Raw genomic sequence first — 25,386 nt, forward strand, 5'->3', positions numbered from 1 at the left:
GAATTGAGCTACTCTCGGTCGAGCATCCCACGCGTCAAAGGTAGCTTTCCGTGTGGGGGGAGGTGCTTACAATCGTGTAAGAAGATGGCCCGAGTTGGAATCGAGCGACGCATCATCGGTTTGCATGGAGCCGACCGAGCTGGGAGCGAGAGACCGTGAAAGTACTGATCATCGAAGACGATCCGACGCTGGGCGAATTTCTCGTTCGCGTGATGTCCGAAGAAGGCGATACCCCGGAGCTCGCCGTCGACATGTCCAGCGGCCTCGCGCGTGCGCGCGATCGCGACGTGGCGTTCGACGTCATCATCCTCGACTGGATGCTCCCCGACGGCGACGGCCCCACCTTCTGCGATCAGCTGCGGCGCGCGGGGGTGCTGACGCCCATCTTGATGCTCACCGCGCGCGGTGAGCTGAGCGATCGCGTGAGCGGCCTTCAAGCGGGCGCCGACGATTACCTGGTGAAGCCCTTCGAGGTCGAAGAGCTGCTCGCGCGCCTCAACGCGCTCGTGCGCCGCAGCGCCCAGCTCGCGGAGCTGCGCGTGGGGGAGCTTACGATCGATCGCCTGCGCCGCCGCTGCACCTTGACGGGCAACGTGCTCGATCTGCGCTCGCGCGAGTACGAGCTGCTCCTGCGGCTGGCCATCGCCCGCAGCGAGCCGGTGTCGCGCTCGACCTTGCTCGCCGACGTGTGGAACCTGGGCTTCGACCCCGGCTCCGGGATCCTCGACGTGCACATCAGCCGCCTGCGCGACAAGCTCGGCGATGAAGCCTGGCGCATCGAGACGGTGCGCGGCCTCGGCTATCGGCTGCGCGAGCGGCGCGACGATCCATGACGTTTCGCGCGCGGACCACCTTGTGGCTCGCTGCGGTCACCGCGCTCACGTTGGGGAGCGCGTTCTCGGCGGTGCTGGTCGCCTTCAACGGCTTGCAGCGAAAGCAGCTCGACGACTCGCTCCTCGCGGTCGCGCGCGCGGAGGCCGTGGAGACGCACCAGCACGGCCTGCGCTTCTCCGACAGGCCGGGCCCCGCGGCGGCCGACGTCGGGCCGCTGACGAAGTTCGGCATCATCTACGACTCCTCCGGCGCGGTGCTGGCGGCGACGTACCCCTTCGAGCGGCGCCCGCCGCCGCTGACGGAGATCCAGAAGCCGCCGGGGCACGCCTTCGACTTCATCTTCGAGCGCGAGCACATGCGCGGCGTGTTCATGCCGATCCACGAGCAGCCGGACCATATGCTCTTCCTCGCCACCTCGCGCGAGGACTTCGAGAACGACACCGCTTACCTCTCGCGCGCCATGCTGACGGCGTTCGTGGTGGCCGTCGCCTGGGCGAGCATGATCGGCTACTGGATGAGCGGGCGACTCACGCGCGATCACCGCAACATCGCCGCGGTGGCGCGGGCGGTCGCCGACGGCGATCTCACCGTGCGCACCGACGTTCAATCGGGCGATCCGGAGGTGGCGCAGCTCGGCTCCGACGTCGACGACATGGTGCAGCGGCTGGGGGAGCTGGTGGCCACGCAGCAGCGGTTCATCGCCCACGCGGCCCACGAGCTGCGCTCGCCGCTCACCGCGCTCTATGGGGAGTTGCAGCAGGCGCTCCGAAAAGAGCGCGACAGCGCAGGCTACCGGCACGCGATCCAGCACGCGCTGGAGGCGACCCGAAGGCTCAAGCTGCTCGCCGACGATCTTCTTTCGCTGGCCCGCACCCAACGCGACGCGGGCGGCAAATCCGAGCCCATCGCGCTCGAGCGCACGGTGGAAGATGCGCGCGCCATGGTGTCCGAGCTGGCGCGCCAGCGCGCCGTCTCCTTGGAGCTCCGGCTCGCGACCGGCGCGACCGGCGCGACCGTGCAGCACCGGCACCACGATCTGACCCGCCTCTTTCGCAACCTCCTCGAGAACGCCATCCTCCACTCACCCGCCGGCGGCACCGTCCGCATCGAAACCGCCCAACGCGGCGACGCGATCCACACGTGGATCGCCGACGAGGGCCCCGGCATCGCGCCCGATCATCGCGAGCGCATTTTCGAGCCGTTCTTTCGCGCGCCCAGCGCGACCAAGAGCGGGGAGGGGTCGGGCTTGGGGCTGGGGATTGCGCGCGAGATCGCGCGCGCACATGGAGGGGATGTCCGGCTCGATGACCAAGCTGCGGCGCCGGGGGCGCGGTTCTTGGTGGTGTTGCCCGTGGCGTAAGGGCCGTATGTGCGGGCGCCCAAAAACGAAGACCGCCAGAACCTCCGGTTGGGGCCGGCGTTCTGGCGGTTCGTTCGACGCTACGATTTGTGGTCCGGCACTACGCCGACCTTGCGAGCGGTCCGCGGCGTCAGCGCCCGCGAAAGGCCCGCAAGGTTAGCGCCCGCGACACGTCAGCGAGGTCCGCGCACGACCTCGTCGAGGGCGACCGCCGCGCCGTGGATGACGGCGGCGAGGCGGATCGTATCGTGGACTTGGTCCTCGGAGATGCCACGTTCGAGGACCGCTTCTTCGTGGGCACGGACGCAGCGTTCACACCCGTGGATGGCGCTGACGGCGAGCGAGAACAGCTCGAGATCGGCGCGGGTGGTCGTGGGCGACGACAGACGATTCATGCGGAGTCGCGCGGGCTTGTCGGAATACGTCTGCTTGCCGATCATGTGACGAAATCGGTAGTAGATGTTGTTCATCGACGTGATGGCCGCGGCGGCCTTTGCATCCTCGACGACCTTGGCCTCGACCCCCGCGACCGCGGAGTCCGACACCAGCGCAGCGCGCAGCGGCTCGCTGCGTGAGGCGATCGCCGATGCGATGGCGACGCCCCACTTCTGGTCGTTCGTCAGCGAGCCTGGCCCGCTCAAAATCGACTGCAGATTCAGCTTGATGTCTTTGGCCGCTTCCGGAAGAAGCGCGCGCAGTGCTTCTACCGTCGGCGGCGTCTCCGCCGTGGTCACGCCGCCTCCAGGGTGGGATCACCCTTCTTCCAGTTGCAAGGGCAAAGCTCGTCCGTCTGCAGCGCGTCGAGCGTGCGGAGCACCTCTTCCACGTTGCGGCCCACCGACAGATCGTGGACGCTCGCGAAACGGATGATGCCCTCGGGGTCCACGATGAAGGTGGCGCGGAGCGCGACGCCGTCCGTCTTGTGCAGGATGCCGAGCGCGCTCGAGAGCTCGCGCTTGAGATCCGCCAGCATCGGGAACGAGAGGTTCTTCAGATCGGCGTGGTCGTTGCGCCACGCCAGGTGCACGTATTGGCTGTCGATGCTCGCGCCGAGCACCTCGGCGTCGCGATCGCGGAAGTCCTGCGCGCGCTTGCCGAACTCGGCGATCTCGGTCGGGCACACGAAGGTGAAGTCGAGCGGCCAGAAGAAGAGCACCTTCCACTTGCCGGGGTAGCTCGCCGAGGTGATCTCCTGGAACTCCTTACCCTTTTCGCGGCTAACAACGGCGGTGAGCTTGAACTCCGGAAGCTTGTCTCCAACGGTCAGCATGATCGTGATCTCCTTGATTCCCTTATTGTTTTCTTACGTCGTGTGAGATTTAGACATAGTCTAATAATAGTTTTCAACACGTCAAGACGTTTGCGCCGCATCGCCAAAACCTTCCGCGCGGCCGCGTCGAGGCCGCTCAGCCCGCCCGACGCGAGAGCCTGCGGTAGAGTGGCCCCGCATTGCCCCTCCGCCGCCGCATCACGCTCTTCCCCCTCGTGGGCGCGCTCTACTTCATGGTCTCGGGCGGGCCGTACGGCCTCGAAGAGCTGGTGCAGAAGACGGGCTTCGGCCTCTCGATCGTCCTCTTGCTGGTGACGCCCCTCCTCTGGAGCCTGCCCACGGCGCTGATGGTGGGCGAGCTCTCCGCGGCCCTCCCCGAGGACGGCGGCTACTACATTTGGGTGCGCCGCGCCCTCGGGCCCTTCTGGGGCTACCAAGGCGCATGGCTGTCGCTCGCGGCCAGCGTCTTCGACATGGCCATCTACCCGACCCTGTTCGTCCTCTACCTGCAGCGGCTCTGGCCCGCGATGGCCGCGCCCCCGTACCCCATCGCCATCTCGGTCGCCTTCATCGGCGCGTGCGCGCTCTGGAACATGGCGGGCGCGCGCGCCGTGGGCGATGGCTCGGCCCTCATGACCGTGCTGCTCACGGCGCCCTTCGTCCTGCTCGCGCTCTTGGGCGTGCTCCGTCCAGGCCTCGCCCCGCGGGCTCCGGCCACCGCGCCCCATCTCTCGCTGACCGACGCTTCGTCCGGCGTGCTCGTGGCCATGTGGAACTACATGGGCTGGGACAACGTCTCCACCGTCGCCGGAGAGGTCGCGCGACCTCAGCGCACCTACCCGCTGGCCGTGCTCTTGGCCACCGCGCTCATCGCGACCGCCTATATGATCCCGGTCTCCGCCATGTGGTACGCGGGCATCGATCCCTCGTCGTGGGAGACCGGATCGTGGGTGGACGTGGCGCGCGAATTCGGCGGCGCGGCCCTCGCGATCGCGGTGGTCGTGGGCGGCATGCTCAGCGCCCTCGGCATGTTCAACGCGCTCTGCCTCTCCTACTCGCGCCTCCCGGTCGTCCTGGCGGAGGATGGCTATTTACCTGCAGTCTGCACGCGTCGGTTTCGCTCGAACGACGCACCGTGGGTGGCGATCCTCCTCTGCTCGGCCCTTTGGACGGCGTCGCTCGGCCTGAGCTTTCGCAGGCTCGCGTCGCTCGACATCCTCCTCTACGGGACGAGCCTCGTGCTCGAGTTCATCGCCTTCGTGGCGCTCCGCGTCCGCGAGCCTTCGCTGGCGCGGCCCTTCAAGGTGCCCGGCGGCCTCCCGGGCGCGCTTTTGCTGTGCGTCGGGCCCATTCTCTTGCTCGGCTTTGCGCTCATCGACAACGCTCATGAAAAAGTGGGCTCCATGAACGCCCTCGCCTTCGGCGCGGCCGTGGTCGTCGCCGGCCCCCTCCTCTACACAGTCACACGCTGGCACACGGTCCTGCGCCGCGCCCGTTGAGCATAGGTCGCGCCACGCGTGCGCGCGTATGTCGCGCGCCATACGCGCGGAGCGTACGTAGCGCGCCACGCATGGGGAGCAAAGGCCGCGCCCGGGGGTACGCCTGGAGCGGCGCACCCCTGGGGCGGATGGCGCATCAGGGCTGCGCCGTCGTCTCGGCCACGTTCCAGCCCGTGAGCACCACGGTGGGCTTGGCGTTGCCGATGTCGCTCGCGGCAAACTCCGCCACGACCTCGCGCTTCTCACCCGGCAAGAGCGAAATGTAATTGTCGCTCCAGGTCGACGGCAAAACCTCGTCGCCGCCTTTGCCCTTGGTGACCTTCAAACGCAAGAGGAACGCCAAGGTCTTGTTGTCGTTCTGCACGGTCACCCGCACCTTGCGCTGCGCCCCCGTGCCCTCCGCGGTGGCGGTCAAGGCCGGCGCGGCCTTGGGGAGCGAGTTTACGCCCGTCAGATCCGCGTGTTGGGTGACGGGGGTTCCCCACCAGTCGCTCTTGTCCCAATCGAATTTATCGGCTTTGGTCGAGAGCCAGTAGAAGTTGTGGCCCACCACTTTGTCTTGCGCGTCGCGCAGCACCAAGCGCACGAAATACGTGGAGGTGAGGTTGGAGAGCGCCGGGATCGTGAGCGCAACCACGCTTTTATCGGTGGAAACCGTGAGTCCCGTCTTCTGATCCGAGAAGAGCTTCTTGAGCTTGAGGTCATAGACCTCGGCGGTCGCTTTCAATCCACTGACCGGCGCTGCCGAGTCGTTGGCCACCACCACCGTCCGATTGTCGTACGAATACTGAATGTGAATCGGCTCATTGGCCTTCTTCGTTCCATAATAACCGCCGCCCGCCGCCAAATAATAATCATAGAGGTGCCAGAGCATCGACGGCCACGCATTGTTCAGCATCCAGGCGACGATGCCGGTGGCCTTCCCCTTGTTCCGGCGGTAGGACTCGAACTCCGCGCGCTCCCCGTCATAGGCGATGGCTTGGGACTTGAGCGCGTAGTTCTCGACGTTGTTGGCTTTTCCGTAGCGCGCCTCGAGCGCCTTCGTGTGGATATCGAGGTTGGCAAAGCGCCCGCCGCCCATGTGGTAATCCCACACCGAGTTGATGGGCCAGAGCTTGTCGGCCGGCAGGAACTTCTTCAAGCTGTCCACGTTCGGCACGGCCGGTCCCGGTCCCGTCTCGCTGTTGAATCCTCCCCAGGCCCCGCCGTACTTCTTGTCGGCGTACCAATAAACGGGCGGCACGTAATCGTACGGTCCCGGCATTTTGAAGCCCGAGTGCCCGGTGACCGTGCTCGGATCGCGCTCGGAGGCTTGGTTCTGCGCCGGCAGCGGCCACCGCGCCTGCGCCACCACGCTGAGGTACTCCTTCTCGATGTCGGCCGGCGGGTGGCTGTCGCTCCCGTAGAGGAAGGTGAGCAGGCTCGGGCGCCCGCGCAGTCGAAGCAGCTGGCTGCGCAGCGACTCTTGGGCGATCACGTGGCTCTCGGGGGTCCAGCTCAGATCGTGGCCCTCGTCCTGCCAGTACTCCCACACGCTGCAACACTCCCACCCGGTCATCACCAGGATGCCCTCGCGATCGGTCACCTCCAGGAGATGGTCGTTGGCCATCTTCCCCTCGATGCGGATCGTGTTGAGGCCCATGTCCTTGACGAGCTGCATCTCCTGCTCGTCGCGCTTGTCGTCGAAGCGGAACATGAAGTTCGAGGTGTAGCCGGCGCCGCGGATGAGCAGCGGCGTGCCGTTCACTTTGTATTGCGACCACTTGCCGCCGTCGATCATATCCATCTTCACTTCACGAATGCCGAACCGGCTCGTGGAGACGTCGGATACGGTGCCTTCGGCCACGAACTCCAACTTCAGATCGTGGAGGTTCTGCTCGCCCAGCTGGTAGGGCCACCAGAGCTTGGGCGAATCGATGACCAGCTCGCGGTGCTTGTCCGGCGTGATGCTCAGCGCCTTGGACTCTTTCGCGGCCAGGGTCACCGGCTCCGAGAACTGGATGTTGCCGTCGATGGTGACCTTGACCGTGCCCGAGATGGCCGCGTTGGTCGCGTTGGACAGCTCGGCGTTCACCGTCAAGCTGGCCTGGCGCGTGTTCGGCACCTTCGACACCACGAACGGGTGCTCGATCTTCACCGAACCCGTGGTGGTCAGGTACACGTCGTGCCAGATGCCCAGGTTCTTGTCGGCCGGCTGCGGATTCCAGTCGATGAAGCTCGGCGCCAGATCGTTCTTGCGCGGCGCGAACACCTGCACCGCCAGCGCGTTGCGCTGCCCGGGCTTCACGATCCCCGTCACATCGAGGTTGTAGCGCCGGTACGAGCCCGCGATGTCCGTCTCGCTCGCGATCTTCTTGCCATTGAGCCAGATGTTCGCGCGGTAGTTGATCCCATCGAAGTGCAGCCACGTCCGCCCGCCGGTGGACGCGACCTCGAACTCCGTGCGATACCACCAGGGCACCTTGTACGGGTTGGTGTCCTTCATCTCGAACAGCGAGAAGTTCTCCCCGATGGGATAATCCGTCGTGCCCGGGATGTTCCGCATGTTCATACCGAAATTCGGATCGGGGAAGTCCCCGCGGGCGATGCGCGCGGCCACCACGGTGCTGGGCAAGGTGGCCTGAAGCCACGCCGACGAGTCGAACCCCACGGTCGATAGGGCCGCGCCATCCTGCGTGACCTCCTTCGACGAGCGGATGGCCCACCCATCCCGCAAGGTCTGCCGCTCCCCCGGTCCGGCCAATAAGTCGGCCGGCTCGGTACCACTCTCTTCCTGCCCGGCATTTTCGGTGCACATGGGCAACAGCATTCCGAGCGCCAGCGCACTGAAAATACGCCGCGCAGTCGCTTTCTTCGACACCGTCGAACCGATCATTTCGTGACCTCCATCCCGGGCATGCGAGCAACGAAACTCGAAGGACGCATATAGTTAGTAAAGTTTCCTAACAAATGCAAGCCTGCGCCCGCCTGCCTGACCGAACCGTATATCTCTCGGTGGAAAGCGGTGTCAATGCGGCGCCTTCGGTGAAGGTGAGGTGCCAGCCTACATGTCTGCGCCGCTCGCTCGTCCCTGCCGGAATCGACGGGCCCTCTGGTCGCGTGGTGCGGGAACATTTGCCCCGCCCCGCGAATCGACGCGAACCACGGGGACGCCGTGCGTCGAAGGATTTCGTCACGCCGAAAACGCGAGACGACGGGAATGAGAGCGTAATGCCATTTGTGCCATTGGGTTTCGATTGCAGATGACGGAGAGATTCGATTTGCCGCCGTGCGATTCGAACATGCCGGCTTCGCGCGCATGGAGGGCGGAGGTCGGAGACGAGTTCGCTACCCGCATGGCTCGGCTTCAACTTGCTTTGCCGGCGGCCATGGACAAGGCGTGCCGCCGCGGACGCGATACCCCACCATGTAAAATTGTAAGCAGTCGCCGCGAAGATATGGCCGGGTTCGGTAAGGTGTGAATGTTTTGCGTGCGCCGCGCCACGGATACGCCGCAGTTTGCGCGTGTTGCGGACGTCGTGGTGTTGCATGGGGGGCGACGTTTCATGGAATTTACCTCTGACGCAGCACGCGCAATGACCCCACAAGGGAATGCATTGGCATGTCCACCGATTGACTCTCGGAACGACAACGGAGGCTCCCATGAAGATTCGTTCGTGCTTTGTCCTGCCGATGTTCGGCGTCTCCCTTCTCGGCGTGTTCGCCGGAGGCTGCGCACATGAGCAGCAGAACCCACCGCCGGCCATGGCACCCGTCGCCCGCACGGCCCCCGCCCCCGAAACGAAGGCGCCGCCCGCGTTCAATGGCTCGGCCGTGTCTATATCTGGGGACATCATGGCCGCGTGCAACATCGTCATCAACAAAGTCGATAGCGCGCCGAAGTTCGATTTGGAGCAGAGCTCTCTTCTTCCCCAGGATCGCGAGGTGCTCGATCAAGTCGCCAAATGCGTGACCACCGGGCCGCTCAAGGGCCGTTCACTCCAACTCACCGGCCGCGCCGATGCCCGGGGCGAAACCGAGTACAACTTCGCGCTCGGCGAGCACCGCGCCGAGAGCGTGGGCAGCTACCTCACGCAGCTGGGCGTCGCCAAATCGAAGATCGTGGCGACCTCCCGCGGCAAGCTCGATGCAACGGGCACCGACGAGTCCAGCTGGGCCCGCGATCGGCGCGTCGACATCGCGCTCATGTGAGGTCGGACCGCGGGCCATGGGCGATGGCGCCCGGCGTGACGCCGAATCGCTGGCGAAACATGCGCGTGAAGTGAGCCTGGTCGGCAAAGCCGAAACGAAGCGCGATTTCCAGCACGCGCGCGCCCGGGAGCTGCAACGCCACCCGGGCCTTCTCCAGGCGCCGCGCCACGATGTAGCGATACGGCGGCAGTCCCGTGCATGCTTTGAAGGCGCGCGTAAAGTGGGCAGGGCTGAGACCGGCCTCGCCGGCGAGGCTCGAGACGGTGAGCTCGGAGCCCAGCTCCGCGTCGATCTTGTCGCGCACCCGGGCGAGCGCGTGCGGTGAGAGGCTCGGGCCGACCCGATCGGGCGTCCTCTCGGCGAATGTTTCGACCAGGCAGATAGCCAACGCGGTCGTGAGCGCATCGGCGAGGGCCGAGCCGTGGATGCCGCCGTCGTTCATTTCGGCGCCGAGCGCGCGCAGAACGTGTTCGAGCTTGGGGCTCGAAATGGCGTAGCCGCGCTCGAAGCGCAATCCGTCGTCTCCCGCCAATTGGGCGAGGCTCGCCGGGCGAAGGCTCGCCAGGAGAAAGCCGCAAGGCTGCTGCACGCGGTGCGAGAAGCTCTCACCGGCCGGGCAGAACCAGACGGAGCCGGGCGGCATGACCACGCGGCGAAAGCCCTTTCCGCGTTTGACGGAGAACGCGAGCGGGTGCTCGTCGGTGTTGAGCGACACGAAATGATCGCGAACGCCGATTTCGTCGACGTCCCAGCGGTCGTTGGTGCCCGCCTCGACGACGAGCCCCGGCCATGCGCGCGAGCGGATCATGTCCGCATGTTCCAGCGCGTCGACCCGCGATCCGGACGAGCCATCGAAGAAGGGAATGGCGCTGCGCAGGCCCATGCCTTGGATTACCGCGTCGCCATCGTCCCATCAAGCGACGCGGCCGCGTTCGCGTCAGGATCGTTCAAACGTTTGGAGCAGCATCGTTCAAATCGACCCGCGGGCTCCGGCGCACATTCGTCGCCAGGAGACGGACATGATTCGCTCGAAACTGCATTTGCTTGCCTCGATGTTGGGCCTCTCGGGGCTCTCCCTTCTCTCGGGTTCGCTCGCCCTCGCGGGGTGCGGCTCCACATCGCCTCCGGCGGGCGATGCCGCGGCCGATCCCAAGGACGCCGACCGCAAGGCCATCACCGCCGCGGTCGAGACCATCGCCCGCGGCGCCGACCTGCGCCGCTGGGCCGAAGTGCAAGACGCCTTTGCGGCGCGCGTGGTCCTCGACTACGGGACCCCCGATCTTCTGCTGCCGGAGGAGATCGTGGCCCGCTGGCGGCCTCTGTTGGGCGCGTTCGATGCGACGGAGCACGTCCTCTCGGACGTCGCCATCGCCTGGGTCGATACCGATTTGGCGCGCGTGAAATCCGCCTTTCGCGCCACCCACCGGCTGCAGGGCGCCCCGGGCGGCGACACCTGGGTGCTCGCCGGGCGCTACGAGCACGAGCTGGTGCGCACCCCCCGCGGCTGGAAGGTCTCCCGAATGCGGATGATCCCGGGCGAATCCATCGGCAATGCGCAACTGCTCGATCAAGCCCGCGCCCGCGCAGACCTGCCGCCGCCCGAGCCCGCGAAGTTTCGCGTGGAGCACGTCGCGTTCGACAGCCGCGGCACCCGCCTGGTCGGCGTTTTGAGGCTGCCGGCCAACGCGCCCGCGAGCACGCGATGGCCCGCGGTGGTCGTCACGGGTTCGTGGACGACGGTGAAAGAACAAATGCCCGCGCTCTACGCGGAGCGCCTCGCGGCCGCCGGCTTTGCAGCGCTCACCTTCGACTTCCGCGGGTTCGGCGAGAGCGTGCCTGCGTCCGATAGCGCGCCCGCGCGCAGCGCCGGAGAGCCGGACGCGAACGCGGCGCGTGTACCGCGGTATTTCGAATCTCCGGAGAACAAGATCGAGGATATTCGTGCGGCGGTAAATGCCTTGTCGGCATTTCCGGCGGTGGACCCGGGACGCATCGGCGCGGTGGCGGTGTGCGCGAGCGCGGGCTATGCGGTCATCGCCTCGGCGGACGATCCGCGGGTGCGCTCATTGGTCCTCATCGCGCCGTGGTTGCACGATTCGGAGCTGGTGCGCACCGTCTACGGCGGCGAAGAGGGCGTGAAGGCACGCACGGAGGCGGGGAGCGCGGCCGAGCGCGAATACCGCGCGAGCCAACGTGTCTCGTACGTGCCGGCGGCCAGCGCCACCGATCCCGCGGCGGCCATGGGGAACTTCGATTATTACTTGAGCGCGGCGCGGGGCGGTATTCCCCAATGGGGCAATCGCTTTGCGGTCATGTCGTGGCCGGGGTGGCTCGGCTTCGACCCCATTCGCGAGGCCCCGCGCGTTCGGGTGCCCATCCGCATCGTGCATAGCGAGGGCGCGGCCATCCCCGACGGCGTGCGGCGGTTCGCGGCCGGGTTGACGGCGCCGCACGACGTCCAATGGATATCCGGACCCTCGCAGTTCGACTTTTACGACGAGCCCCGCACCGTGGATCGAGCCGCGGGCTCGGCGGCGGAGCATCTGCAGCGAACCCTCGCACCGAGGTCGCGATGAGCTTCATTTGGCGATGCTCGGGCGCGGTCGCCCTTTTGCTGGCGGCCATGATCACCCTTCCGTGCTGCACCAACGACGACTCCTCCTCGGAGGGCCGCATGAACGACGACCAACGCCGAAACGCGCACCGCGAGGCCATTCGAAGTTACTTCTCGCGCTTGGAGGCGTTCGACATCGCCGGTGCGGTGGATCTCTTCGCCGAAGACGGCGTGCAGACCATGCCGTACGCACCGGCGGATCTTCTCCCCCCCAAGCTCGAGGGCCGCGCGGCCATCTCCCGTCAATACAGCGGAATGCCGACGAACTTCGTTTACGGCCGCTACCCCGACTTGGTCATCCACGACATGGTCGATCCCGATCGGCTCTTCGTGACCTTTCGCGGCGATATCGAGCTTCGCGCCGGCGGCCGTTACGACAATACGTACGCCGGGGTGTTCATCTTTCAGGGCGAAAAGATCATCGAGTACATCGAGTATTTCGACCCCATCGTATTTCGAAATGCCTTCGGGCCGAAGGGCACGGCGCCATAGCGGTCGCCGTCGCGCTCAAACGCGAAGGACGGCGGCGCCCACGGTGCGGCCGCTCTCCAAGTCGCGGTGCGCCTCGACGATTTCGTCGAAGGCATAGCTGCGGCTCGGACGCGCAGGGACCTGACCACGGGCCACGGCATCGAACAGATCGCGCGCGGCGGCGAGGAGCTCGTCGCGGGTGGCCGTGTACACGGGGAGGATCGGCCAGGTGAGCGCGAGGGAGCGCGCGGCGAGCTCGAAGGGCGCGATGGGCTCGGGATCGCCCGAGGCTTTGCCGAAGGTCACCAATGTTCCGCGCGGCGCAAGGGCGGCGAGCGATGCGCGGAACGTATCTTTGCCTACGGCGTCGAACGCAGCCTTCACGCCGCGCCCGTCGGTCAAGGCGGCCACGCGCTCGCCGATGTCCTCGCGGCTGCGATCGATGACGGCGTCGCACCCGGCCTCGCGCGCAAAGGTCACCTTCGCCTCGCGGGAGACCGTTCCGATCACGCGGACCCCGAGCGCCTTCGCCCACCGCGCGAAGATGGTGCCCACGCCGCCGGCGGCCGCTTGGAACAAAACGGTGTCGCCCGGCGAAAATCGAACGATGTCCTTCAGCAAATACCTCGCCGTGAGGCCTTTGAGAAACACGGTCGCGGCCTGCTCGTCGGAGATGGCGTCCGGAATGGGCACCACCCGATCCGCCGGATAGAGGCGCTCGGTCGCATACGCCCCCAGCGGTCCATCCGCGTACACCACGCGATCGCCGATGCGAACATCGGTCACGCCCTCGCCGACCTCGGTGACCACGCCGGCCGCCTCGTTCCCGAGCACCTGCGGAAGTCGCGGCACCTCGAAGGTCCCGCGGCGAAAGTACACCTCGACGAAATTGAGCCCGATCACCGTTTGCCGCAGCCGGACCTCGTTGGGCCCGGGCCGGCCCACGGCTGCTTCGTGCACCTGCAGCACCTCGGGCCCTCCGTACTCATGAATACGAACCACGTTCGCCATCGCGCAGACTCCTTTCGCAGGAACCGTAGGCGCGCGCCGCGCCGGACTCGAGGCTGCAAAATGTCCAGCGAGCAGTCGATTTGACGAAGTCTGCACCGGGCCCCATGAACGTGAGACCATGGAGCCAGGATGAACAAAAAGAGCGACGACGTCGACGCCTTGGATCGCGATCTCATCGAGATGCTGCGCCGCGATGGCCGACAACCCATCCTGTCGCTCGCCCGTGCGCTGCGCGTGTCGCGCAGCACGGTGCAAGATCGCCTCGCGCGCCTCGTCCGCGATGGCATCATCAAACGCTTCACCGTCGAGCTGTCCGATCCGGTCGAGCGGCCGGGGGTCAAGGCGTTTCTCCTCGTTCGAATCGAAGGGCGCCCCTGCGCGCGGATCATTCCGTCGCTCACCGGATATCCCGAGGTCGAGTCCTGCCACCATGTCTCGGGGCCAATGGACGTGATCCTCTCCGTGCGCGTCGCCGATCTCGCTGCGCTGAACGATCTGCGCGAGCGCATCGGGGCCACCGCGGGCATCCTCACCGTCACCGCGGTCCCCGTGCTGCGCACCCACCTCGACGGGCCGGAGCAAATGCATTAAAGCGCCGCCGGCGGAGTCGGCCCTCGCAATGGCATATCGTCGAGGGTCGATCCGCCAGGGCGACGATGGCCGTTGCCGGAGGTGCTACGGCTGCGGATTTTCGCGCAGCTTCATTTCGCCCCGATAGTGCAAGGGGTGGGGCGGATTGTGCGCATCCTCGAGCGCGTTCAGGGTGTCCGCCTGCAACGGGGCGGGCAAGTTGATCACGTTCTTGATTTGATCGAACTGCGCCTGCGAAATGAGGCGGGCGGCCAACAAGCGGGTCGCATCGTTGACGATGTTCGTCAGCAACGGTTTGTTGCTGGCGACCGACTGCACCTTGGCGAGCAAATGGCTCCAGGCCGGACCGCTGTAGTTGGATACGTAGTAGTCCAGGCCCGTTGGGTTGGCCACCACCGCGGTGCAACCCGGCAATTCGATTCGCGTGCCGCCCTCCGTGAGAACGATGGTCTTGCGCTCCTTCAGGGTGTCGCCGTAGGCGATCGTCAGCGGAACGTTCCACCTCGACGCGGGGTAGGCGTTTTGATTGGGAAACGCCTGCTGCGCAATGGAGACATGGGTCGTTCGGCCCACGCACTCCGTGTCGAGGGTGACCAGCGGCATGCCCGTCTGGCGGATGAAGCTATCGCCGATGGCGGCCACCTTCTTGCCGCTGCCTTGCTCCAGCGAACGCCATAGACGCTCCGGCGTGCCATTGCCAAAGCCGTAATCCTTCAAATAGATCTGCAGGCCCTTCCGCATGCCCTCGGCGCCCAGATAATTCTCCAAGGTTTGCAGGACGTAATTGCCCTTGGTGTAAACGAAGACCGACGGCCGGAAGAAGCCAAAGGAGCCGGCGTCGCTCAGGTTGCGCTGCACCGGTAGGGCGGTCGCGAGGACGTCCGCGTCGAACACGGGGACCTTGCCGTTCACGTAGTCCGTAAAGGTGTAATACTCGGGGTGAAACTGGATCATGGTGCGGTTGGCGAACCAGGTGGCGAACGACTCGTTGAGCCAAACGTTGTCCCACCAGTCAGGTGTCACCAGATCTCCGAACCATTGGTGTGCCAGCTCGTGGGTGATCAAGCTTACGGTGCCCCGCGTTGGCGTATCACCCGGTTTGGTCAGCACCCGGTCGGCGTTCTCGAAGATCGCGGCCCAGTTTTCCATGCCGCTGAAGCTGGTTCGTGGCTTGTTGTTGTAGCTGTCGTTCGCCGCGATCGTATCGAGCTTTTTGAAGGGCAGCGGGGCGTTGGTGTACTTGTAGTAATATGCCGTGACCTCTTTGGTCCACTGCATGGCAAAGCTGGCCCAGCTCGAACGACCGGGCGGCGTGAACCAGCGAAGGCGAACGAGGCTGCCGTCCAGCGGGCTGGTGAGATCCTCTTCGAGGACATCGAATTTGCCGCCGCCGAAGAAGAGCAAATAAGACGGCATTGCCGGGGTCTTTTCGAACGACACCTGCTGGTAGCCGTCCGGAAGTTTGATGGGGGGCAGGGAAGCACCGTTCGACACGGCCTTCCATTCGCCCGGCACCTCGGCGGTGACCTCGAAGGTCAGACGAAAGGCCGGTTCGTCCCAGCCCGGGAACCACTGGCGCGCATAGTTGGTTTCGCCCTGTGTGACGATGGCATCGCTGCTCACGCCCTCGGGGGTCGAGAGCCCAACCTTGAAAATACCCGTCGCCGCCGAGCAGAACGGATTGCGAACGACTTCTTCGGGCGGACAGTACTCCGCGTCCGAAAACTGGATCTTGCCGTCCCATTCCATATGGAGCTGGTACGTGCCCGGCGCGATCTGGCCGCTGTTCAACCGCAGTTGCACCAGATCCCCCAAGGTTTGCGGGGTGGGGATCAGCGGGATCGCCTTGGACGGATTCGACCGATTGCGAAGGGTGCTGCGGTCGCGCGCGAAGGTGATGCCATGGGCGGCGACGGTGATGGCGTCGACCGGCTTGCGCACCTCGATCTCCACATCGGCTCGACCGATGAACGTCTTGAGGGCCGCGTCCGGCCGGAACCATAATTTGTAATTCTTCGGCCAGACCGTATCGGGCAACTCCATCGGCTTGGCCGATTTGTCGATGGCGGGCAGGTCGCCCGGCCCGCCGCCTGGTTTGCCGGGGGCGCCTGGGCAATCGGCGCTTGGATGTCGCGTCGAGGTCGGTGGGTTGGTGCTGCCCGCGCCTTGGAGCCCGGAGCCGAACGAGTCGTCCGAGCCGCTGCACGCGGCGATGGGCGATAGCGCCAAGGTGGTGACGGCAACTTTGGTGATGATGGGCTTGAAGAGCAATTTCATAGCGGCATCGTCCTTGGTCGTCGGCGGTTGGCGGCGCCGGCGGATCCGCATGAGCTCGAAGCTCGATGAATGCAGGAACGGCTCATGGACCATTCCCGCCGATACCATGTCGTCGATGTCCCGATCCAAGGCGCCATCACATCGAGTGAATGGGCGCCAAGGCGACAACGAATTCACGCGCCCTCGTGGTCCGGGGATCGGCTGCCGTTCGAACGTCGATTTGCGCGAGGCTCGTCGTTGCGATTTCGCTCATACCATGGTGGGCGTATCGCGCAAATGCAAATCAATCGATAAGGCTCGATCGCGGAGCCATTTTTGCTCGCGCAAATTCCATCCCTGGAAAGGGCAACTCGCGCGTTCGGTTCCTTGGTGCCGCTTTCTTCGAATCTGTTTCTTTTCTGAATCAGAAAGAATGCGCCTGCGATCGATGTGCGCATAACAATGCTGCCGCTGGCGCTCGTGCGGCCGTCATCACTGCGCGCGTGATCACCGCTGGGTGAGTCACCGCTGGGTGAGTCACCGCTGGGTGAGCCAAGCGCCCGCGAGGACGAGGGCGACGCCGGCGAGCTTGCGGAGCGAGAAGGGATCGGTCACCGAGCCGAGCGCGCCGAAATGCGCGAGGAGAAGGCCCATCAGCACTTGCCCCACGACCAGGCAGGTGAAGCCCGCGCCCGCGCCGCCGACCCGGCCGGGGACGAGGAACGAAACTGCAAATACGATGCTGGCTCCAATCGCGCCGGCCGAGAGGAGCGGCTTGGGCGCGGCGGCGAGGTATTCGGCCGGCGAGCCGCCGCCGAGGAAGAAAAATGCGGTCCACGCGGTGATGGCGCCGACGGCCCAGAAGAGCGCATTGGCCGCGGCCAGGCCAGCCATCCCCGCGCGCACGGCGGTGAGCTCGGCGCCCACGCGTCCGCTCATGGCGAGATGAAGGCTGATGAGGCCCCCGACGCCCACCGTGAGGAGGCGAAATAAAAGAGAGTGCATTGAATTCTCCGTTTCAGTGCTGCGTATTGCGTCGATAGTTTCTTGGAGAGATCCCGAGCTCGCCGGAGAACTCACGGCGCAACGTGCTCGTGTTCGTGAACCCCACCCGCGCGGCGACGGCATCGATGCCGTACTCCGTCTCCTCCAGGAGCCGCCGCGCGGCCTCGATGCGGACCTTTTCGACGAACTGCCGCGGCGTGCGCCCGACTTCGCGCGCGAAGACGCGGCTGAAATTGCGGGGGCTCATGCCCATGCGGCGCGCGAGGGTGGGCACCGAGAGATCCTCGTCCAGGTTCTCGAGGATCCAAGCTTGGAGCGCCCGAATGGGGGAGCGCGTCGCGAGCTGGGTCGAGAGCAGCGCGCTGATCTGAGGCTGCCCCGCGCTTCGCTGCACGTAGAGCACCAGCTCGCGCGCGAGCTCCAGCGCCAATTGACGACCGTGATCGTCTTCCACGAAGGCCAGCGCGAGATCGAGCGCGGCCGAGACGCCGGCCGACGTATAAATGGAGCCGTCGCGCACGAACACGGGCTCCGGTTCGACGGCGATATCGGGATATCGGGCCGCGAGCTCGGCGCACCACGCCCAGTGGGTGGTGGCGCGGCGCCCCGCGAGGACGCCGCTCTCGGCGAGGGCAAATACGCCGCGGCATATGGCGCCCACTCTCCGGGAGCCCGCGGCCATGCGGCGGATCCAATCGCGGAGGGGCATGTCGCGCGCGGCCAGGTGAATCGACTCTCCGCCCGCGAGGAGCAGGGTATCGTAGGGGCCGTCGGCCTCGCCCACGCCGTGCGACGCGACGATGGGGACGCCGATCGATGTCGCGACGGGGCCTTTTGCGGGGCCCACCAGGTCCACCGCGTAGGGAGGGCGGCTCGCCATGGCGATGAATCGTTGGTTGGCGCGCGCAAAGACCTCGAGCGTGTTCGTCACGTCCAGGAGCGGCGCCCCCGGGTAGACGACGACCGCGATGCGGCGACCCGTCGTGCTCGGTTGCCGTGGGAGGTCGCTTTTGGGTTCGCGAAGGGCCACACGGGGATTCGTAGTCCTTGCGCTTCGGGTGGGCAAAGCCAAAAAACGCGCAAAAGAGGACAGGGCGGTTCGCGAGGGCTTCGAAGGTCGGTGCTGTACCGATGCCTGGTACACCGCGCGCGGTACACAGGTACGGGTCGCGCACGGGCCATGCGCGGGCAAGGCCGAATTTCAACGGCCTCTGGGGCGCAAGAGCCTCGAATGGACTGGCATTGTCGGTGCATCCCGTACGCCGCGCGCATCGCGTGCGAAATGGCAGCTCATTTCATGTGCGCGCTGCCTCGTAGACGAAGTGACATATCGCGATTCGAATGAAATCCGAGCTCATAAGCCATGAAATCGAATAATCGAGCCGATACGTTGTCGCATACCATTACCGCTCGCCCGCGCCCCGCCGGCCGCGATTCGACCCTCACGTCGGCGACGTCCCCGCCGATCGAGCCGACCCCGGGTTGGCTCCTGGGGGGAGCCGATGGAAAGCGCTTCGAGCTCCTCGAGCGCTTGGGCGGCGGCGGAATGTCCGTCGTGTTTCTCGCGCGCGACGCGGTGCTCGATCGTCACGTCGCCATCAAGTTTCTCATCAATGAGGCGCTCAGCACCACCGATGGGCTCGAGCGCCTCCAGCTCGAGGCGCGTGCGTGTGCGCGGCTCAATCATGAGAACATCGTGCGTCTGTTCGACATGGGCGCGGATCGCGGTGTGCCCTTTTTGGTGATGGAGCACCTGGAGGGGCGCCCGCTCGACGATGTGTTGCGCGACGGCGGCGTGGATGCCCGGTGCGTCGTCCGCATCATGATCGATATCGCAAAAGGGCTCGGGCAAGCGCACCGCGCGGGCATCCTTCACCGCGATCTCAAGCCGAGCAACGTCTTCATCACCAAGGACGGCACGGCGAAGATCCTCGACTTCGGCGTGGCCACCGTGATGGGAGGGCCCAGCGCCATGCACGGGGGTCGCTGGGGTACACCGCGCTACATGTCCCCCGAACAATGGATGGGCGAGGTGCAAGACTCGCGCACGGATCTCTGGGCGGCCGGGGTCGTGTTCTTCGAGCTGCTCACCGGCGACGCACCCTTCGACGGCGACGACATTCACGAGCTTCGCGACGCCATCACCTCGTCCGAGGAGGCGCCCTCCTTGCGCGCGCTCCGCCCCGAGATCCCGGAGGAGGCCGAACGGATCGCGCAGCGGGCCATGAAGAAGAACGCCGCCGAACGCTTCGGCACGGCCGACGAGCTGCTCGATGCGCTGGTCAAGCTGGAGGTCGCCCTCTCGCAGGTGATGCGCACCCAGAGCGACCAGACGGGGGGCCGGGTTCGCCCGAAGCTCGAAATGCGGCAGGTGACCATCCTATCGTGCGCGCTCGATGGCTCGCCGGAGCTACCGGGGGTGGGGCTCGAGGAGATGGCCGGATCGCTCGAAGACTTCTTCGACGTTTGTACGACCGTGGTGACCGAGCTCGAAGGGACGGTGTTGTCGCTCCTCGGTCCGCGCTTCCTCGCGTGCTTCGGTTATCCGGTGGCGCACGAGGACAACGCACCGCGCGCGCTGCGCGCCGCCTCGCTCATCATCGACGCCATGCAGGCGAGGGGCGGCGCGAAGGTCGGCGTCGCCACCAGCCCCTCGATCGCGACGCACACGGAGCGCGCCGCGCAGGTGGGCCTCCAAGCCGCCGCGCTCGATCTGGCGAGCTGGCTCGAACGGCGCGCCGGGCGAGGCGAAATCTTGATCGAGCAAGACACCGAGGCGCTGGTGCGGCGCACCTTCGAGCTCGAGCCGCGCGGGGAGACGTTGCCCGAGGGAAAGACGCGGGCCGTGCGCCACTACCGCGTTCTGCAACCGAAGATCACCCGCTTCGATGCCGTCCCCGGCGACGCCTTGACCCCCTTGGTCGGCCGCGAGCGCGAGCTCCAAACGCTGCAAGGGCTCGCCGATAAGGTGAAGTCCGGAAAAGGCCAGTTCGTATCGATCGTCGGCGAAGCGGGCATTGGCAAATCGCGTATCGTCGCGCACTACTTGGAGCGAACGGCGGCCGACTCGCCCCACGAGATTGGCGTCGTGCGATGCCAATGCTGGCCTCACCTCCAGAACAGCGCGCTCGAGCCCATCCTCGAAGGACTCTTGCGCAAAACGGGGTTCCGCCGCGACGCACCGGCCGACGCGAAGATCGCGCTCCTCGAGGGCGCCTTGACGGAGTGCGCGCTCTCGCTCTCCGATCACGTCCCGCTGCTCGCTCGGGTCTTGGGGATCCCAACCGGCGAGCGCTACCCGCCCTTGCTCGCGAGCCCGGCCCTGCTTCGAAAGCGCTTGCAGAGCATGCTCGTGACCTTCCTCGAGCACATGGCCGCGCGCGAACCCCTGGTCCTGATCGTGGAGGACGCGCACTGGAGCGATACGTCGAGCATCGATCTGCTCGACGTGCTCCTCGGCCGCATGGTCGCCGCGCGCCTCTTGGTGATCGTCACCGCCCGGCCCGAGTTTCACCCCCCGTGGCCGCGCTGCTCGCACCTGCATCGCATCGCCTTGGAGAGGCTCTCGCCCGGGCAGACCGGCGCCATGATCGCGTTTACGAGCCAGGGTCGCGATCTGCCGGCGCCGTTGGTCGAGCAGCTCGTGCACCGGACCGAGGGCGTGCCTCTCTTCGTGGAGGAGCTCACGCGAAGCGTGGCCGAGGCCCTGCACGACGCCCGCGAGCGAGGTCACGTTTCGACCTTCGATGCCTTCGCGTCCGGCATCATCCCCGCCACCCTCGAGGGGGTCCTGCGCGCTCGGCTCGGCGCGCTGCCGATGGTGGGACAGGACGTGGCGCGCGTGGTCGCCGTGCTCGGCCCCGACGCCACGTACGACGTGATCGGGATGGTCTCGGGGCTCGAGGATGCGACCTTGCGCATCGGGCTCATGCAGCTGGTGGAGACGGGCATACTCCGCCGGCAGGCGCAGGGCGCGGCGACGGCGTATGCGTTCAAGCACGCGCTCGTTCGGGAGGCCGCCTATCAGTCGCTCGTCAAGAACGATCGGCGCCATGTCCATCTTCGCGCAGCCGACGTGCTGGTCGAGCATTTCCCGAGCATCGCCGAGCAAAACCCCGAGATCGTGGCGACCCATTTCATGGAGGCCGGTCATCGCGAGCAGGCCGTCACCTACTTCGAGAAGGCCGGCGCGCGCGCCGCCGAGCGCTTGGCCAACGCCGACGCGGCGACGCACTACGAGCGCGCGATCGCGCAATTGCAAATGCTCCCGGAGAGCGAATCCAGGGATCGGCGCGAGCTCGCGCTGCAGCTCTCACGCGGCATCGTGCTCATCGCCGCCAAAGGGGCGGTCGCCCCGGAGGTGCAAGTGCCTTATGCGCGCGTGCGGGAGCTCGCCCCGCGCACGCGGGCCGGCGGCGCTCAGCCGTTTCAATCGATGTTCGGCCTAAGTCAATTCTACCTGATGGCGGGCCACATCAGCGCCGCCGCCGACATCGGGCGGGAGCTGGTCGCGCTCGCGGATCAATCCGGCTACGACGAGATGAGGCTCCTCGCGCGCGCCGCGCTCGGGCCATGCCTCACATTTCTGGGCGACTTCGCCGCGGCGCGCGAATGTCTGGAGGTGGGGCTCGGGCTCTACGATATTCGAAAGCATCGGAAGGTGTGTATGCGCTCCGGCTTCGATCCGGGCGTCAGCTTTACGATGTTCCTCGGCTGGGTGTTATGGTTTTTGGGCGAGCCCGATCGGGCCATCGAACAATCGCGCGCCGCGGTGGCGCTCGCGCGGCGGGTCGAGCACCCTTTCAGCCTCTTGATTGCGATGAACCAGCTGGGCAGCTGCCACGCCTACCGCGGTGAGTACGACCTCACGCGCCGCGCGTGGGACGAGTGTTGCCTCATTTCGGAGCAGTACGAGCTCCTCCCGCAAACGAAGGTCGGACGAGGTTGGTCGCGGATGGCCACCGACGTGCACGGGGCCGTCGACGATCTCGAGGAGGGCCTCACCGACTACCGAAACGGCAACGCCCGCGCAGGGTTCACCGTCTTCCTCGCGGCGCTGGCGGAGGCCCAATGGCGCTCGGGCGCATGGGCCGACGCCACGCGCACGTTGGACGAGATGGAGTCGGCCATCGCCACCACCGGCGAGCGCCAGCGTGAAGCCGATCTCCATCGTTTTCGCGGGGAGGTCGCGCTCTCGATGGGGGCCGATACCGCCGTCGCGCGGGAGGCCTTCGAGCGCGGCCTCGCCGTCGCGCGCCGGCAGCGCGCGCTGTCCTTGGAGCTGCGGGTCGCGTCCAGCTACGCGCGCCTCTTGATGAACCAATCACGGGCCGCGGAGGCGCGGGAGCTGCTCGCGCCCGTGCTCGCGCGGTTCACCGAGGGGTTCGATACGCTCGACGTCCGGCAGGCGCGGGAGCTGCTCGCCCGTCTTTAGGCCGGGGGCGGGCCCTCGGCCTCGATGCGGCGCCGGAGCGACTCCCACGCCTCCGTGTGCGAAAACACGTAGCGCACCTTTTTGGCTTCGGGGCCGGTGCGCGGGTGTTCCGCCATCCGCGTAAGGAGCGCGAGCGCGTCGCGGCGCTTCAAATCCACGCGGCCGGCGGGCAAGAAGTCGCGCAGCGCGCGCACGTCGGCGGGCGATATGGATTGTCGTTCGGCGATGGCCAGGATGAGCGGGTAACGGCGCTCCTCGTAGAAGAGCGCTTTTGCGATCTGCACGAGGGCGTGGTGCGTATCGGGTTGGATGACGCCCTCGCTCGCTGCGGCGGCGAACGTCGCGCGGATGTTGACCATCGCCTCCGACAGCGGGCGATAGCCATGTTCGGCGGTCGCGTGCGCGACGGCGACGTCATCGTCGTCCTCGAGCGTTCCATCGCGGTACTGCGCGAAAATGGCGCCGACGCCCTCCATGCCGAACGCCTCCAGCTCGGCGGCTCGCAGGGCGCCCATGCTGCTCGCGCCAAAGACGTGGATGCCGCGCGCCATGGCCCAGAGGATCTCCTTGTGGGCGACCGCCGGAGCTTGATCGAAGCAGCCGTCGATCAAGCCGATGGCGGGCGCACCTCGTTTGGCCGCCCGATAGAGATCGCCCTGCTTGGCAGGCGGCAAGAGCTCGATGTCGGGGCCGACTTCGGCGCCGTACAGCGTTGGTCCGCAAAAGATGGGAATCGTCATGCGACACCTGGGGTGCGGCGGTCGAGCAGGGCGCGCGCGCGCCGCCCGGGACAATAGCCTGGAAGGTCGTTGAGCGCCTCCAATCCGGGTACCACCACGCGAACCACGGGGACCCCGAGCTCCGGCTTGGTCAAGTTCACCGCCACCGCTTCCGTGAGGCCGCGGCTCTGCAGTCGTTCGAGGATCCAGCCCAGATCGTCCTCGAACCGCTCGTGGTCCTGCGATGGGGTGGCGGCAAACGATGCGCGGGGGCCGGGCGCGGTGGCCTCGTCGTGAGAGCGGTGGAGCGCCTGCAAATAGGTGTCAGGCGCGAGCTGTTGGGTAAAGACGTCGTCGCGCGCGCCGGCGATGATGGTCAGCCGGCTCTGCGCGGCCTCGGTGAGCGCGCGGAGCAGGGCGATGCTGCGCGAGGGGTGGCAACCCATTCCCCCCATGGGGCCGATGCGCCGCTGGGGATTGGGCTCGCGGTCGACGATGATGGCATGAAACGTTGCGACTCCGATATCGCTGGTCGCGTCCCAGACGGTCACGGCGATGCCGGCGCGCGCGTAGCGTTCCAGCACGTCCCGGCAGAGGGCATCGTCGACCGTGTCCAGATCGACTCGGGTGGCGCGGCGGGCCTCGAGGGGGAGCACGCGCCAGAGGGTGACGGCGTCGCGCTCGATGAGCTCGCACAGACCATGGCACATCGCTTCGAGCAGGTGATTGCCCGAGGCGAGCCCGCTGCTGCTCATGAGGAAGGTGCCGCTTCCGGGCGGGAGCGGCAAGGTGAAGTCGGTGTGCACGAGCGCAAAGGGGAGCCAGCGCGGCCCGCCGTCCTGCAAATCGACGCCTTCGATCCAGAGCGTGCGCTGGTCGCCATGAAATGAGCCTTGCGCATAGCGCGGCAATTCGGCGACATCGATGAGCCGGTGGCCGAAGCCGAGCTGCTTGTAGCTGGCGAGCTTCAACGGCAAGGTGATGTTCTCGGCGTGGTGCGATTCGACGGCCTCCATCAGCCCCGATGCCTGCGCGGCCGCGAGGGTCGCGCCTTTTCCCTGCGCGACGGAGAGCGATTTGGCGTTGGGGCGGGTCACCATCACCACCGGCAGGCCAATGGTGTCGAGGCCGGTGACATTGGCGATGCGCGTAATACCGAGCACCGGCATGAGCGGCCGAACACGCGCCAAGGTGACCTCCGGCGCGACCGTGCGGTGCGTCCCGGCGAAGAAGCCTTTCATAGTTTCTTGAGCGGAATTTCTTGCAGTTGGTCGCGACGCGTCCCGCTGTTTTCGAGCAGATCGTCGAGCAAATCGAGGTTGAGGATGAAGCAGGTCACGAAGGTGCCGAGGGTCTCGGGCTTCCCCGAGAGCGTCGCCAGGTACTGGGGGGCCCAGGCGACGAGCGCCTTTCGCTCTTCGTTGAGCTCACCCCAGATGCGATCGACCAGATCGGACGGGCCCGGAGGGCTCGTGTAGGGGGTCCAGTTTTCGGCGCCCACGATCCACAAATGATCGCCGGTCTTCGTATACATCGCGGCGCCGCCATAGTCTCGACCCTGGGGTACGGGATCGGGGCCGGCGATGGCCTGGGGCTCGCCGCCGGCGCCCCAATACGTAATTTCGGATGGATGGGATATCGTGGGATTGAATACGAAGCAACGGCCCGCCGGAGACCACAGGAGGTCGTGATCCGGGCGCCCCGAGCTCGCGACCATCTCCGCGGTTTGAGACCATAGGCCGCGCAGTCGACGGGATACCACGGCGCCCGGGCCACCTTGGAGGTCGTCTCGCCGCGCCCTCGCGGGCGGCCAGGATTGCAGCTGCCACAATACGCCCACCCAAACATAACGGGATATGGGATCAGCGCCCTCTTGCTGCACCGTAATGCGCGCCTTCCCCGATAGCTTTGGCGTCAGCCAGGCGGAGGCCGTGGCGTCATCCTGGGTCTGGTCCGTGATCTCCACGACCTCGGGGGGATCCGCGCTCCAGCTCACGTGCCCCGCTGCTGCGTCCAGACCGACGATCCACCGCACGGGAACGGGGGGGCTCTGAGGGCTGGGGTTGGGGGTCGACTCGAATTTCATGGCTCTTGTCCTTTTGGTTTTCTGGTTTCCGGATCCGTGCGCTTC

The 25,386-nt window shown here is 66.4% G+C and carries 19 protein-coding genes; 8 read left to right on the top strand and 11 right to left on the bottom strand.

From position 1 onward, the window contains the following. Positions 1-155: 155 nt before the first annotated feature. Positions 156-833: a response regulator transcription factor gene (locus LZC94_02855; protein ID WXB16220.1), complete on the top strand. Its 678-nt coding sequence runs from the start codon at positions 156-158 to the stop codon at positions 831-833. Further along, positions 830-2,194: a HAMP domain-containing histidine kinase gene (locus LZC94_02860; GenBank protein WXB16221.1), complete on the top strand. Its 1,365-nt coding sequence runs from the start codon at positions 830-832 to the stop codon at positions 2,192-2,194. Before LZC94_02855 ends, LZC94_02860 begins: the two co-directional genes overlap by 4 nt. Before the next feature lie 173 nt (positions 2,195-2,367). Here the strand turns inward: LZC94_02860 and LZC94_02865 are convergent, their stop codons facing one another. Together LZC94_02865 and LZC94_02870 are read right to left on the bottom strand one after the other, a co-directional pair. After that, the gene (locus LZC94_02865; protein ID WXB16222.1) at positions 2,368-2,928 is read right to left on the bottom strand and encodes a carboxymuconolactone decarboxylase family protein; all 561 of its coding nucleotides are present in this window, start codon (positions 2,926-2,928) and stop codon (positions 2,368-2,370) included. Then, positions 2,925-3,464 (bottom strand): peroxiredoxin, encoded by a 540-nt coding sequence (locus LZC94_02870; protein ID WXB16223.1) that lies wholly within the window; start codon positions 3,462-3,464, stop codon positions 2,925-2,927. Before LZC94_02870 ends, LZC94_02865 begins: the two co-directional genes overlap by 4 nt. A 179-nt stretch (positions 3,465-3,643) precedes the next feature. Here LZC94_02870 and LZC94_02875 point away from each other — a divergent pair, with 179 nt between their 5' ends. Then, positions 3,644-4,963 (top strand): APC family permease, encoded by a 1,320-nt coding sequence (locus LZC94_02875; GenBank protein WXB16224.1) that lies wholly within the window; start codon positions 3,644-3,646, stop codon positions 4,961-4,963. A gap of 136 nt (positions 4,964-5,099) precedes the next feature. Here LZC94_02875 and LZC94_02880 read toward each other — a convergent pair whose 3' ends face one another. Next, on the bottom strand, positions 5,100-7,838 hold the full coding sequence (locus LZC94_02880; GenBank protein WXB16225.1) for a hypothetical protein: 2,739 nt from the start codon (positions 7,836-7,838) through the stop codon (positions 5,100-5,102). 767 nt (positions 7,839-8,605) lie between these two features. Here LZC94_02880 and LZC94_02885 point away from each other — a divergent pair. Further along, positions 8,606-9,154 (top strand): OmpA family protein, encoded by a 549-nt coding sequence (locus LZC94_02885; protein WXB16226.1) that lies wholly within the window; start codon positions 8,606-8,608, stop codon positions 9,152-9,154. On the opposite strand, the gene LZC94_02890 is transcribed toward LZC94_02885, so the two are convergent. Then, on the bottom strand, positions 9,147-10,037 hold the full coding sequence (locus LZC94_02890; protein WXB16227.1) for an AraC family transcriptional regulator: 891 nt from the start codon (positions 10,035-10,037) through the stop codon (positions 9,147-9,149). The genes LZC94_02885 and LZC94_02890 overlap by 8 nt on opposite strands. Before the next feature lie 136 nt (positions 10,038-10,173). Between LZC94_02890 and LZC94_02895 the strand changes: the two genes are divergently transcribed. Further along, positions 10,174-11,730: a nuclear transport factor 2 family protein gene (locus LZC94_02895; GenBank protein ID WXB16228.1), complete on the top strand. Its 1,557-nt coding sequence runs from the start codon at positions 10,174-10,176 to the stop codon at positions 11,728-11,730. Next, the gene (locus LZC94_02900) at positions 11,727-12,260 is read left to right on the top strand and encodes a nuclear transport factor 2 family protein (GenBank protein ID WXB16229.1); all 534 of its coding nucleotides are present in this window, start codon (positions 11,727-11,729) and stop codon (positions 12,258-12,260) included. The genes LZC94_02895 and LZC94_02900 overlap by 4 nt, the downstream gene beginning before the upstream one ends. Before the next feature lie 15 nt (positions 12,261-12,275). Here LZC94_02900 and LZC94_02905 read toward each other — a convergent pair whose 3' ends face one another. After that, the gene (locus tag LZC94_02905) at positions 12,276-13,250 is read right to left on the bottom strand and encodes a quinone oxidoreductase (GenBank protein WXB16230.1); all 975 of its coding nucleotides are present in this window, start codon (positions 13,248-13,250) and stop codon (positions 12,276-12,278) included. A gap of 129 nt (positions 13,251-13,379) precedes the next feature. Here LZC94_02905 and LZC94_02910 point away from each other — a divergent pair, with 129 nt between their 5' ends. Beyond that, positions 13,380-13,841, top strand: a complete 462-nt coding sequence (locus LZC94_02910; GenBank protein WXB16231.1) for an Lrp/AsnC family transcriptional regulator — start codon at positions 13,380-13,382, stop codon at positions 13,839-13,841. Between the two features lie 84 nt (positions 13,842-13,925). Here LZC94_02910 and LZC94_02915 read toward each other — a convergent pair whose 3' ends face one another. From LZC94_02915 to LZC94_02925, 3 genes are all read right to left on the bottom strand, one after another. Beyond that, positions 13,926-16,118: a M1 family metallopeptidase gene (locus LZC94_02915; protein ID WXB16232.1), complete on the bottom strand. Its 2,193-nt coding sequence runs from the start codon at positions 16,116-16,118 to the stop codon at positions 13,926-13,928. 516 nt (positions 16,119-16,634) lie between these two features. Beyond that, the gene (locus tag LZC94_02920) at positions 16,635-17,102 is read right to left on the bottom strand and encodes a DMT family transporter (GenBank protein WXB16233.1); all 468 of its coding nucleotides are present in this window, start codon (positions 17,100-17,102) and stop codon (positions 16,635-16,637) included. Between the two features lie 13 nt (positions 17,103-17,115). Then, complete coding sequence (locus LZC94_02925) at positions 17,116-18,132, bottom strand: GlxA family transcriptional regulator (protein WXB16234.1); 1,017 nt, start codon at positions 18,130-18,132, stop codon at positions 17,116-17,118. A gap of 333 nt (positions 18,133-18,465) precedes the next feature. On the opposite strand from LZC94_02925, the gene LZC94_02930 reads away from it, so the two are divergent. Then, positions 18,466-22,536, top strand: coding sequence for a protein kinase (locus LZC94_02930; protein ID WXB16235.1), 4,071 nt, complete (start codon positions 18,466-18,468; stop codon positions 22,534-22,536). On the opposite strand, the gene LZC94_02935 is transcribed toward LZC94_02930, so the two are convergent. The 3 genes from LZC94_02935 to LZC94_02945 are packed head-to-tail and all read right to left on the bottom strand — an operon-like array spanning position 22,533 to position 25,341. After that, positions 22,533-23,276, bottom strand: a complete 744-nt coding sequence (locus tag LZC94_02935) for a hypothetical protein (GenBank protein ID WXB16236.1) — start codon at positions 23,274-23,276, stop codon at positions 22,533-22,535. The two genes, LZC94_02930 and LZC94_02935, sit on opposite strands and share 4 nt — an antisense overlap. Then, a complete protein-coding gene (locus LZC94_02940; GenBank protein ID WXB16237.1) occupies positions 23,273-24,496 on the bottom strand; it encodes a YcaO-like family protein in 1,224 nt (407 codons plus the stop codon). Before LZC94_02940 ends, LZC94_02935 begins: the two co-directional genes overlap by 4 nt. Beyond that, entirely contained in the window at positions 24,493-25,341 is an 849-nt protein-coding gene (locus LZC94_02945; GenBank protein ID WXB16238.1) for a hypothetical protein, read from the bottom strand. Before LZC94_02945 ends, LZC94_02940 begins: the two co-directional genes overlap by 4 nt. Between the last annotated feature and the right edge of the window lie 45 nt (positions 25,342-25,386).

Source organism: Sorangiineae bacterium MSr11954 (genome assembly GCA_037157815.1).
Lineage (GTDB): Bacteria > Myxococcota_A > Polyangia > Polyangiales > Polyangiaceae > Pendulispora > Pendulispora albinea.